The organism is Pseudomonas sp. KH_050, assembly GCF_057838875.1.
In genome coordinates, this window is record NZ_CM174478.1 from 2,244,059 (window position 1) to 2,256,127 (window position 12,069).

Consider the following 12,069-nt stretch of genomic DNA (forward strand, 5'->3'; position numbering starts at 1 on the left):
TTCAAGCAGTTTTCGGAAGGAGGTGCTCGAACAGCGCCTCCAGTGTATTGAAGCGTTCTTCCGGACGCTCCATCGGTACCATGAATTTGAATATCGTGGCGCCTTCGAACTTGTAGCGATTGGGCTGGCCCTGGATCAGCTTGATCAGCACCAGTGGATCAACCGGGGTTTGCGCCTCGAACTCGATACGACCGCCTTGCGGGCCACCGTCGACTTTCTTGATGCCGAGCAGTTCGGCCTGCAGTTTCAGCAGGGTCATGCGCACCAGGTTCTTGGTCGGCTCCGGCAACAGGCCGAAGCGGTCGATCATCTCCACCTGCAGGTCTTTCAGGCCCTCCTCGTCGGTGGCCGAGGCGATGCGTTTGTAGAGAATCAGCCGAGCGTGGACGTCCGGCAGATAGTCTTCGGGAATCAATGCCGGCAATCGCAGGTTGATCTCCGGACCACCACCCAACGGTTGGTCGAGGTTCGGCTGCTCGCCTTTGCGAATGGCTTTCACTGCGCGCTCGAGCATCTCCATGTACAGAGTAAAGCCAACCGCTTGAATCTGCCCGCTTTGACCGTCACCCAGTAATTCACCGGCACCGCGAATTTCCAGGTCGTTGGTGGCAAGCACGAAGCCCGCGCCGAGGTCCTGGGTGTTGGCGATAGCTTCCAGGCGCTTCTCCGCGTCCGGGGTGATTTGCTGGCGGGGCGCAGTCAGCAGGTAGGCGTAGGCCTGGTGGTGGCTGCGACCGACCCGGCCGCGCAGCTGGTGCAGTTGCGCCAGGCCGAACTTGTCGGCTCGCTCGATGATGATGGTGTTGGCGCTTGGCACGTCGATCCCGGTCTCGATGATGGTCGAGGCGATCAGCACGTTGAAACGCTTGTGATAGAAGTCGCTCATCACTTGTTCGAGTTCACGCTCGCGCATCTGCCCATGGCCGATGCCGATCCGTGCTTCCGGCACCAGTTCGGCGAGGTCGGCGGCGCATTTCTCGATGGTCTTGACGTCGTTGTGCAGGTAATAGACCTGGCCGCCACGCAGCAGTTCGCGGAGCAGGGCCTCTTTGACGGTGCTCTTGTTCTGCTCCATGACGAAGGTCCGTACCGACAGCCGACGCGCCGGCGGCGTGGCAATGATCGACAGGTCGCGCATGCCCGAGACCGCCATGTTCAGCGTGCGCGGAATCGGCGTGGCGGTCAGGGTGAGAATGTCGACTTCGCTGCGTAGGGCCTTGAGCTGTTCTTTCTGACGGACACCGAAGCGGTGTTCTTCGTCGATGATCACCAGCCCGAGGTTTTTGATTTTCACATCGTCTTGCAGCAGCTTGTGGGTGCCGATGACGATGTCGATCTTGCCCTCGGCCAGTTCGGCGACCGCGGCGTTGATTTCCTTGGTCGACTTGAAGCGGCTCATCACTTCCACGGATACCGGCCAGTCGGCGAAGCGGTCGCGGAAGCTGTTGTAGTGCTGCTGGGCGAGCAGGGTGGTCGGCACCAGGATGGCCACCTGACGACCGCCGTGCACGGCAATGAAGGCCGCGCGCATCGCCACTTCGGTCTTGCCGAAGCCGACGTCGCCGCAGACCAGGCGGTCCATCGGCTTGGGCGCGAGCATGTCGGCGCGCACCGCATCGATGGTGGTTTGCTGGTCCGGGGTTTCTTCGAACGGGAAGCCGGCGCTGAAGGTCGCGTAATCGGCTTTCGGGTCTTCGAAGGCATACCCTTCGCGGGCCGCACGCCGGGCATAGATGTCGAGCAGTTCGGCGGCCACGTCGCGCACCTGTTCGGCGGCTTTGCGTTTGGCTTTCTGCCAGGTTTCCGAACCCAGGCGGTGCAGCGGGGCCAGGGCATCGTCGGTGCCGGTGTAGCGCGCGATCAGGTGCAGGTTGGCCACCGGCACATAGAGCTTGGCGCCCTCGGCGTAAGCGAGGGTAAGGAATTCGGCAGCCTGATTGTCGATTTCCAGGGTGGCCAGGCCCAGGTAACGGCCGACCCCGTGATCGATGTGCACCACCGGCGCGCCTTCGCGCAGCTCGGTGAGGTTCTTGATCACCGCATCGTTGTTGGCGTCGGCGCGTTTTTCCCGACGTCGGCGCTGCATCACTCGCTGACCGAACAGCGGGCTTTCGGCGATCAGTGCCAGTGACGGGTCATCCAGTACCAGGCCATCGTCCAGAGGAGCGATGGTGATCGCCAGGCGATGTTTGCTGGCGACGAAGTCCGGCCAGCTGTCGACGGTTTTCGGCCGCAGCTTCAACCGTTCGAGCAGTTCCAGCAGCACTTCGCGGCGTCCGGCGGACTCCGCGGTAAACAGCACGCGGCCGGGAAACTCGTCGAGGAAGCCGGCGAGTGCCGCCAGTGGCTCATTGGCCTTGGCTTCGATCGCCAGGTTGGGCAATGGCTGGGCCGGGAAGCGTTCGCGACCGACGCCGGGTTCGACGTCCTGCTGGCTGGCGATCACACGCGGCCAGGTTTTCAGGCGGGCAAAGCAGTCTTCCACCGGCAGGAACAGTTCGGCCGGCGGCAGCAATGGCCGCGACGGGTCGACGCGGCGTTCTTCATAGCGGTTGCGCACGTCGTTCCAGAAGTTCTCGGCGGCCTGTTCGATGCCCGGCAGGGAAAACACCTGGGTGTCCTGGGGCAGGTAGTCGAACAGGGTCGAGGTTTCGTCGAAGAACAGCGGCAGGTAGTACTCGATACCGGCCGGGGTAATCCCGCTGCTCAGGTCCTGGAAGATCGGGCATCGGCGGAAGTCGACATCGAAACGCTCGCGAAAACGCGCCTTGAAACGGGTGACCGCATCCTTTTGCAGCGGAAATTCCCGCGCCGGCAGCAGTCGCACCGAGGTGACCTTGTCGATGGAGCGCTGGTTTTCCGGGTCGAAGGTGCGCAGGGTTTCGATTTCGTCATCGAACAGGTCGATGCGATAGGGCAGTTTGCTGCCCATCGGGAACAAGTCGATCAACGCTCCGCGCACCGCGAACTCGCCGTGCTCGTACACGGTGTCGACGCAGCGGTAGCCGCTGGCCTCAAGCCGGATGCGCATCTGGTCGACATCGAGCTTCTGGCCGATGTCCAGCACCAGGCTGCTGCCCAGCAGGAATTTTGTCGGTGCCAGGCGATGTAGGGCCGTGGTGATCGGCACTACCAAAACGCCATGACTGAGTTCCGGCAACCGATAAAGGCTGGCGATGCGCTGGGAAATAATGTCCTGGTGCGGCGAAAACAGATCGTAGGGCAGGGTTTCCCAGTCCGGGAAGTGCAATACTGGCAAATCCGGGGCGAAGAAACTCAGCTCCTGTTCCAGCCGTTCGGCACTTTGGCTGTCGGCGGTCAGTAGCAGGGTGAAGCGCTTTGCAGCGCTGGCAGCCTCGGCAATCGCCAGACTGAGGGCGGCACCGGGCAGATTGCCCCAGTGCTGTTTGCCTGCGGCGGCAGGGAGTAGCGGTAGACGCAGAACGGGCACGGAAGGTTGAGCTCCAAGCGTTGCGACAAAGTCGACAATTGTAGCGGGCGAAGGCACCGGCTGTCAGTTGCAGACTACTAAACTAAGGGCGAAAAGCGCTTCGCGACAGCCGCGCATTGATCCGCAGAGCAGTCGGCGGCATAATGTAGCCCCTTTTTTCTGCCCCTACATGTGGAAGGTTCCCGTGACTCAGAAGCCCGACCAGTGTCTTGGTGAATGGATCGATCGTGAAGCGCTCGCTGAGGCGATGATTCCGCTTATCGGTCAGCTCTACCGCAATAACAACGTGGTGAGCTCGATCTATGGCCGCAGCCTGATCAATCGTTCAGTCATCGCGATTCTCAAAGCCCACCGCTTTGCTCGCCACCGCCAGTCCGACGACAGCGAGCTGTCCGTCCACGAAACTTTCCCACTGCTCAAAGCGATGAGCGAGCTCAAGCTCGGTGCTGCTTCGGTAGACCTGGGCAAGCTGGCGGTCAAATTCAAGACCGAAGGCAATGACCGTACTGCCGAACAATTCGTCCGTGACGAGTTGGCCGATGTGGTCGGCAAGCAAAATGGTTCCGGACGTACCGGCACTGACGTCGTGCTGTACGGCTTCGGTCGTATCGGCCGTCTGCTGGCGCGCATCCTGATCGAAAAAACCGGTGGTGGCGACGGTCTGCGTCTGCGTGCCATCGTGGTCCGCAAGGGCGCCGACAACGATCTGGTCAAGCGTGCCAGCCTGTTGCGTCGTGACTCGGTGCATGGCCCGTTCGATGGCACCATCACTATCGATGAAGCCAACAGCACCATCACCGCCAACGGCAACCTGATCCAGGTGATCTACGCGAAGAACCCTACTGAAGTGGATTACACCCAGTACGGTATCAAGAACGCCCTGCTGGTGGACAACACCGGTGTATGGCGTGACGCCGACGGCCTGGGCCAGCATCTGTCCTGCCCGGGTATCGACCGCGTTGTTCTGACCGCGCCTGGCAAAGGCAAGCTGAAGAACATCGTGCACGGTATCAACCACGGCGAAATCACTGCTGACGACAAGATCGTGTCCGCGGCTTCCTGCACCACCAACGCCATCGTGCCGGTGCTCAAGGCAGTCAACGACAAGTTCGGCATCATCAACGGTCACGTCGAAACCGTTCACTCGTACACCAACGACCAGAACCTGATCGACAACTTCCACAAAGGCGATCGCCGTGGTCGTAGCGCCGCGTTGAACATGGTCATCACCGAAACCGGTGCTGCCACCGCCGCTGCCAAGGCATTGCCTGAACTGGCTGGCAAGTTGACCGGTAACGCGATCCGCGTTCCAACGCCAAACGTGTCGATGGCCATTCTCAACCTCAACCTTGAGAAAGCCACTACCCGCGAAGAGATGAACGAGTACCTGCGCTACATGGCGCTGCACTCCGATCTGCATAAGCAAATCGACTACGTCAACTCGCAGGAAGTGGTTTCCACCGACTTCGTTGGCTCGCGCCACGCCGGCGTGGTGGATGCTGAAGCGACCATCTGCAACGATAACCGCGTTGTTCTGTACGTTTGGTACGACAACGAATTCGGTTACAGCTGCCAGGTAGTGCGCGTGATGGAAGACATGGCCGGGGTAAACCCGCCAGCGTTCCCGCGCTAAGCCTTAGCCGCACGTGAAAACGCCCCGACTTGTCGGGGCGTTTTTGTTTGTGCGGCATTCAAAAGATCAAGATCAAAAGATCGCAGCCTGGCGACAGCTCCTGCGCGCCGACCGGGTACCCCTGCAATATTGTGGGTGTACGCGACCCGTAGGAGCTGCCGCAGGCTGCGATCTTTTGATCCGGCATTTGCGGTGCCCCGGAAAAGATCGCAGCCTGGCGGCAGCTCCTACGCGCCGACCGGGTACCCCTGCAATATGGTGGGTGCGCGCGACCCGTAGGAGCTGCCGCAGGCTGCGATCTTTTGATCCGGCAATTGCGGCGCCCCGGAAAAGATCGCAGCCTGGCGGCAGCTCCTGCGCGCCGACCGGGTACCCCTGCAATATGGTGGGTGCGCGCGACCCGTAGGAGCTGCCGCAGGCTGCGATCTTTTGATCCGGCATTTGCGGCGCCCCGGAAAAGATCGCAGCCTGGCGGCAGCTCCTACGCGCCGACCGGGTACCCCTGCAATATTGTGGGTGTGCGCGACCCGTAGGAGCTGCCGCAGGCTGCGATCTTTTGATCCGGCATTTGCGGCGCCTCGGAAAAGATCGCAGCCTGGCGGCAGCTCCTGCGCGCCGACCGGGTACCCCTGCAATATTGTGGGTGCACGCGACCCGAGCTGCCGCAGGCTGCGATCTTTTGATCCTGCATTTGCGGCGCCCCGGAAAAGATCGCAGCCTGGCGGCAGCTCCTGCGCGCCGACCGGGTACCCCTGTCATGGGGTGGGTGTACATAAACCCCTGTAGGTGCTACCGAAAGCTGAGATCTTTTAGGCAAGCATCTGTCGCATAATGGCCACCCCTGCTTACAGGGTGAGTCAATTCTCTGGAGGGACAGGTTTGCGCACGTGGCTAATGCAGGTTCTCGGTCTTTTGCTGGTGCTCAGCGCACTCTCGGGCTGTGGCAAGGGCGATACGCTGGAAAGTTTCGGCGGGCCAACCATGGGCAGTACCTATTCAATCAAGTACGTGCGGTATACCGGGATTCCCGGGCCGGCTGAGGTTCAGCAGCACGTCCGGAACATCCTCGCCGAGGTCGATCAGCAGATGTCGACCTACCGCAGCGATTCGGACATCGAGCGTTTCAACGATTTGCCGGCAAACAGTTGCCAGCCAATGCCGGCGTCGATCCTGCAGTTGGTGCGGGTCGGCGAGCAGCTGTCGATCGACAGTGACGGTTCCTTCGACCTGACCGTGGAGCCGCTGCTGAACCTGTGGGGCTTCGGCCCCCAGGCCCGTGAGGAGAAAGTCCCGAGTGCCGAAGTCCTGGCTGAAGTCCGCCAGCGGGTCGGGCATGCTCATTTGCGGATCGAGGGTGACCGGTTGTGCAAGGATGCGCCGGTCAACGTCGACTTCAACAGCGTCGCCGCCGGTTATGCCGTGGACCAGATCGCCGGGAAGCTGACGGCACTGGGCATTGACAGCTATCTGGTGGAAGTCACCGGGGAACTCAAGGCCCTCGGTAAAAAGCCCGATGGCTCACCCTGGCGGGTTGCCCTGGAAGAACCGCGTGACGATCGGCAAGTGGCCGAGCGGGTGATCGTGGTCGATGGTCACGGCGTATCCACTTCCGGCGACTATCGTAAATATTTCGAGCAGGACGGGCGACGTTATTCCCACACCTTCGATGCCCGTACTGGCAAGCCGGTGGAGCACGCGCTGGCGTCAGTGACGGTGATTCATCCTTCGGCGTTGATGGCCGATGGCTTGTCGACGCTGTTGCTGATCCTGGGGCCGGAGCGCGGCTGGGATTATGCAGAAAAACACCAGATCGGCGCTTTTTTTGTGATACGCACCGATAGCGGTTTCGTCACACGAAGCAGTCAGGCTTTTGTACGGCTGAGCGCGGATAAAACCAAGTGATTGCGCCGCTATCGGCGTCGAGTGCTGGCGATGTAGTGCAGGCAAAAAAAGTAGCCTGCGACGCGACCAAGGGTTAATGTGCGCGGCGTTGACGCTTCTATAGACTGTGTCCGGGTTTTCTTGATGACCCCAAATTGTTCCTTCATGCCGCACAGGCCGGCATGATTTAGCCGCGGGTGCCTGAGTGGTGCCGCGGCCTGTTCTGAGGAGTATGCATGGCTGTCTACAACTACGACGTGGTGGTGCTGGGTTCCGGCCCGGCTGGAGAAGGTGCGGCGATGAACGCCGTCAAGGCAGGGCGCAAGGTGGCGATGGTCGATAGCCGTCGTCAGGTCGGCGGCAACTGCACCCACCTGGGGACTATCCCGTCCAAGGCCTTGCGTCACTCGGTCCGGCAGATCATGCAGTTCAACACCAACCCGATGTTCCGGGCCATTGGCGAGCCGCGCTGGTTTTCTTTTCCTGACGTACTCAAGAGTGCGGAAAAGGTGATTTCCAAGCAGGTCGCCTCGCGCACCGGTTATTACGCGCGCAATCGGGTTGACCTGTTCTTCGGCACCGGCAGCTTCGCCGACGAGCAAACCATCGAAGTGGTTTGCGCCAATGGCGTGGTCGAGAAGCTGGTGGCCAAGCACATCATCATTGCCACCGGTTCGCGCCCGTACCGCCCGGCCGACATCGATTTCCACCATCCGCGGATCTACGATAGCGACACCATTCTGAGCCTGGGCCACACCCCGCGCAAACTCATCGTTTATGGCGCCGGCGTGATCGGTTGCGAATACGCCTCGATCTTCAGTGGTCTTGGGGTATTGGTAGAGTTGGTGGATAACCGCGGCCAATTGCTGAGCTTCCTCGACTCCGAGATCTCCCAGGCCCTGAGCTATCACTTCAGCAACAACAACATCACGGTGCGGCACAATGAGGAATACGACCGGGTCGAAGGCCTCGAAAACGGCGTGATCCTGCACCTCAAGTCCGGCAAGAAGATCAAGGCCGATGCCTTGCTCTGGTGCAACGGGCGTACCGGCAACACCGACAAACTGGGCATGGAAAATATCGGGGTCAAGGTCAACAGCCGTGGCCAGATCGAAGTGGACGAGAACTATCGCACCTGCGTGCCGAACATTTACGGCGCCGGTGACGTGATCGGCTGGCCGAGCCTGGCCAGTGCCGCCCACGACCAGGGGCGTTCGGCAGCCGGCAGCATCGTCGATAACGGCAGCTGGCGTTTCGTCAACGACGTGCCGACCGGCATCTACACCATTCCGGAAATCAGCTCGATCGGCAAGAACGAGCAGGAGCTGACCCAGGCCAAGGTGCCTTACGAAGTCGGCAAGGCGTTCTTCAAGGGCATGGCGCGCGCGCAGATCGCCGGCGAGCCCCAGGGCATGCTGAAGATCCTGTTCCACCGCGAGACCCTGGAGGTCCTCGGGGTGCATTGCTTCGGTTACCAGGCCTCGGAGATCGTGCACATCGGCCAGGCGATCATGAACCAGCCGGGCGAGCTCAATACCCTGAAGTACTTCGTCAACACCACGTTCAACTACCCGACCATGGCTGAAGCCTATCGGGTAGCGGCTTACGACGGCCTCAACCGGCTTTTTTGAGCGGCTCCGGCCGGTGGCCTGAGCCGGCCGGGGAGACCGATTTCAGCAATTCTCGAGAGTGGCGCTGGCCAAACCGGGAAAGTCTGTAATCAGGCTATCTACGCCGAAGTCGGCGAGCCTGCGCATCAGCGCGGGTTCGTTGACTGTCCACACCGACACATGCAAACCCTGACGCTGCGCCTTCTCCAGGCGCTCGGGGGTGCACAGCGTCCAGTTCAGCGCGAGAATCTCGCAGCCATAGCTTTGCGCGACCTTGATCGGGTCGAGCCAGGCGTATTCGGCGACCAGCCCGCGGGACACGTCCGGTGTCAGTTCCAGCGCGGCCTTGAGCACTTCCCTCGAGCTCGAGGTGATGGTGACCTTGTCCAGCAAGCCGAAGCGCTGGGCCATTTCGCGAATCGCCAGTACCGTGGTGACCGCGCGCGTGCGTGAAGCGCTCTTGACCTCGAGCTGCCAGTGCTCGAAATCACACTTCTCAAACAGCTCCTCCAAACGTGGAATCGGACATGGCTTGATCCAGCCCGGCCCACCCTTGCGCGCATCGTAGGTCACCAGGTCGGCGGCCAATTGCTCGACCACCTTGCCGCGGCGGTCGGTGGTGCGCTTGAGCGTCGGGTCGTGGATCACCATCAACTCGCCGTCCATGGACAGGTGCAGGTCCAGCTCGCAGCGACGTACCCCGTGCTTGAGGCATTGCTGAAAACTGGCCAGGGTGTTTTCCGGTGCTTCGCCTTTGGCGCCGCGGTGGCCGTAGATAAGGGTCACGGTTCTTCCTTAAAAAAGTTAATCGCCGGATAAATCGGTTTTTTCGCGGGCCAGGCGTCGCTCCTGCGCCTGTTTCTGCAAGATGTAACGGGCCAGCAACTGGCGTTGCGCGTCGGTCGGCGACTCGAACTCAGTGCCGATTTTGAACGTGCCGAAGCCCTCTGGTTCACAGTTCGTGACCCTGGCCCGCAACAGCAGGCCCAAGGCTTGCGGCATCAGCAATAGCTTGATCGCCAGATGGCTGTCGGCCGGGTAGGCGAGGTGATGCTCGAACTCGATGCCGCCTTCGGACAGCACCACGTGTTGTGGTTCCTCGAACTTGTCGAGCACGGTCTGGGCGACCACCTGGCCGAGCAGGTCGATGCGCTTGTTCAGCACTTTCAGGTAGGCCGCCATGGTGCGATCGCGTTCGCTGATCTGCCGAAGCAAGTGCTGCGACTCGAATTCGCTCAGGTGCAGTTCGCTGAGCAGATTGAATAAAGCCGACTCATCCTGCAACACTTCCTGGCCTGTGGCTTCAAGGGCAGACAGGGGCCGAATTTCCAGTGCGATCGTGTCCTCGATACGGTAGTATTCGCGGCGATCTTCTTCATCTAATGTCGACATGGCGAACCCATGGTAGTAGCGGTGGTCTGAGTGTAAAGCTGGTTGCCGACCCCCGCCACAAGGACGTTCCTCTTTCCTCCGAACAAGCCCCGACATGTTCAGACCTCTCTTCGTATTTATCGGCACGCGTTATACCCGTGCAAAACGCCGCAATCATTTTGTGTCATTCATTTCCCTGACCTCGATGATCGGACTCGCCCTCGGCGTAGTCGTGATGATCGTCGTGTTATCGGTGATGAACGGCTTCGATCATGAGATGCGCACCCGTGTACTGGGCATGGTGCCCCACGCGACCATCGAATCCGGTGAGCCGGTCAGCGACTGGCAAAGCCTGGCCGCCAGGGTCAAGCAGAACCCACAGGTGCTGGCGGTTGCGCCGTTCACCCAGATGCAGGGGTTGCTGACCAACAACGGCAAGGTCTCCAAGGTGCTGCTCAATGCCATCGACCCGGCGCTGGAACGGCAGGTGTCGATCATTGATAAGTTCATGCTGCAGGGTAAGCTCGACGACCTGGCGCCCGGCAGTTTCGGCATTGTCATCGGCGACAAGGCCGCGGCCAAACTGGGTGCGGCCATCGGCGACAAGCTGACGTTTGTGGCGCCGGAAGTCACCGTGACTCCGGCCGGGATGTTCCCGCGCATGAAACGCTTTACCGTGGTCGGCATCTTCCATGTCGGCGCCGGTGAAATCGACGGCTACCTGGGTGTCACTAATCTGCAGGATCTGGCCAGGTTGCATCGCTGGAAGCCGGATCAGGTGCAGGGCCTGCGCCTGAAGTTCGACGACCTGTTCCAGGCACCGCGCACCGCGTGGAACATTGCCCAGCAGCTCGGCGAAGATCGTTTCTACGCCCGTGACTGGACACGCACCCACGGCAACCTGTATCAGGCCATCCGTATGGAAAAAGCCATGATCGGCCTGCTGTTGCTGCTGATCGTTGCCGTCGCCGCCTTCAACATCATTTCCACGCTGGTGATGGTGGTGAACGACAAGAAGGGTGACATCGCGATTCTGCGCACCCTCGGCTCCACGCCGGGGCAGATCATGGCGATCTTCATGGTCCAGGGCACGGTGATCGGAGTGGTCGGTACGCTGATCGGCGCCGTGGTCGGGATGTTCGCCGCGCTGAATGTCAGCGCCGCGATCTCCGGCCTGGAAGGCCTGCTGGGGCACAAATTCCTTAACGCCGACGTGTATTTCATCGACTACCTGCCGTCGCAGCTGATGGCCGAAGACGTGTTGATGGTAAGCGCCGCCGCGTTGGTCCTGAGTTTCCTCGCCACCCTGTATCCAGCCTGGCGTGCCGCGCGCACCCAGCCCGCGGAGGCGTTACGTTATGAGTGAGTTGGGCATGAGTGAAAAAGCAATCTTGAGCTGCCGCGACCTGGGCAAAGCCTACGAGGAAGGCCCGGAGTCGGTGGTGGTGTTGTCCGGCCTGCAACTGGAGTTGCATCCGGGTGAGCGCGTGGCGATAGTCGGCACTTCCGGTTCGGGTAAAAGTACCTTGCTCAACCTGCTGGGCGGCCTCGATACACCGTCTTCGGGCAGTGTCTGGCTGGCGGGTGAGGAGCTTTCGGCTCTCAACGAAAAGGCCCGTGGCTTGCTGCGTAACCGTTCGCTGGGTTTCGTCTACCAGTTCCACCACTTGCTGCCTGAATTCACGGCCCTGGAAAACGTCTGCATGCCGCTGTTGATCGGCCGCACGGCGATTCCCGAAGCGCGCAAGCGTGCCCAGGCATTGCTTGAGCGGGTAGGGCTGGGTCATCGCCTGGAACACAAGCCGGCGGAGCTGTCCGGTGGCGAGCGCCAGCGCGTGGCAATCGCCCGGGCCCTGGTCAACAATCCGGGACTGGTGATGCTCGATGAGCCGACCGGCAACCTCGATTCCCACACCGCTCAAGGCATTCAGGATCTGATGCTGGAACTCAGCACCTCGATGCGCACCGCGTTCCTGGTGGTGACCCACGACATGAACCTGGCCCGCCAGATGGATCGCGTCCTGCACTTGCAGGAAGGTTACCTGACGCCTATCTGATTGGCCGAAACCCGGCGTGGCTGAAAAGCGCGTCGGGTCTTTTATTTTTATACGGTGCCCCAGCGA

General features: G+C 61.0%; 8 protein-coding genes. 5 read left to right on the forward strand and 3 right to left on the reverse strand.

Annotated elements, in window-relative coordinates:
* Nucleotide 1: 1 nt before the first annotated feature.
* Nucleotides 2-3,451: a transcription-repair coupling factor gene (gene mfd, locus AC3IUA_RS10250; protein WP_489360555.1), complete on the reverse strand. Its 3,450-nt coding sequence runs from the start codon at nt 3,449-3,451 to the stop codon at nt 2-4.
* A gap of 169 nt (nt 3,452-3,620) precedes the next feature.
* Between mfd and AC3IUA_RS10255 the strand changes: the two genes are divergently transcribed.
* From AC3IUA_RS10255 to sthA, 3 genes are all read left to right on the forward strand, one after another.
* The gene (locus AC3IUA_RS10255) at nt 3,621-5,084 is read left to right on the forward strand and encodes a glyceraldehyde-3-phosphate dehydrogenase (protein WP_489360557.1); all 1,464 of its coding nucleotides are present in this window, start codon (nt 3,621-3,623) and stop codon (nt 5,082-5,084) included.
* 894 nt (nt 5,085-5,978) lie between these two features.
* Nucleotides 5,979-6,986: an FAD:protein FMN transferase gene (locus AC3IUA_RS10260; RefSeq protein WP_489362302.1), complete on the forward strand. Its 1,008-nt coding sequence runs from the start codon at nt 5,979-5,981 to the stop codon at nt 6,984-6,986.
* Nucleotides 6,987-7,201: 215 nt separating this feature from the next.
* Complete coding sequence (gene sthA, locus AC3IUA_RS10265; protein WP_489360559.1) at nt 7,202-8,596, forward strand: Si-specific NAD(P)(+) transhydrogenase; 1,395 nt, start codon at nt 7,202-7,204, stop codon at nt 8,594-8,596.
* Between the two features lie 42 nt (nt 8,597-8,638).
* Here the strand turns inward: sthA and AC3IUA_RS10270 are convergent, their stop codons facing one another.
* Both AC3IUA_RS10270 and AC3IUA_RS10275 read right to left on the reverse strand, forming a co-directional pair.
* Nucleotides 8,639-9,361 carry a glycerophosphodiester phosphodiesterase gene (locus tag AC3IUA_RS10270; protein ID WP_489360561.1) on the reverse strand — a complete coding sequence of 241 codons (723 nt, stop codon included), beginning with the start codon at nt 9,359-9,361 and terminating at the stop codon, nt 8,639-8,641.
* 18 nt (nt 9,362-9,379) lie between these two features.
* Complete coding sequence (locus tag AC3IUA_RS10275) at nt 9,380-9,967, reverse strand: PilZ domain-containing protein (RefSeq protein WP_489360563.1); 588 nt, start codon at nt 9,965-9,967, stop codon at nt 9,380-9,382.
* Nucleotides 9,968-10,061: 94 nt separating this feature from the next.
* Between AC3IUA_RS10275 and AC3IUA_RS10280 the strand changes: the two genes are divergently transcribed.
* Both AC3IUA_RS10280 and lolD read left to right on the forward strand, forming a co-directional pair.
* On the forward strand, nt 10,062-11,312 hold the full coding sequence (locus AC3IUA_RS10280; RefSeq protein ID WP_489360565.1) for a lipoprotein-releasing ABC transporter permease subunit: 1,251 nt from the start codon (nt 10,062-10,064) through the stop codon (nt 11,310-11,312).
* Between the two features lie 7 nt (nt 11,313-11,319).
* Complete coding sequence (gene lolD / locus AC3IUA_RS10285) at nt 11,320-12,003, forward strand: lipoprotein-releasing ABC transporter ATP-binding protein LolD (RefSeq protein ID WP_489360567.1); 684 nt, start codon at nt 11,320-11,322, stop codon at nt 12,001-12,003.
* Nucleotides 12,004-12,069: the final 66 nt, after the last annotated feature.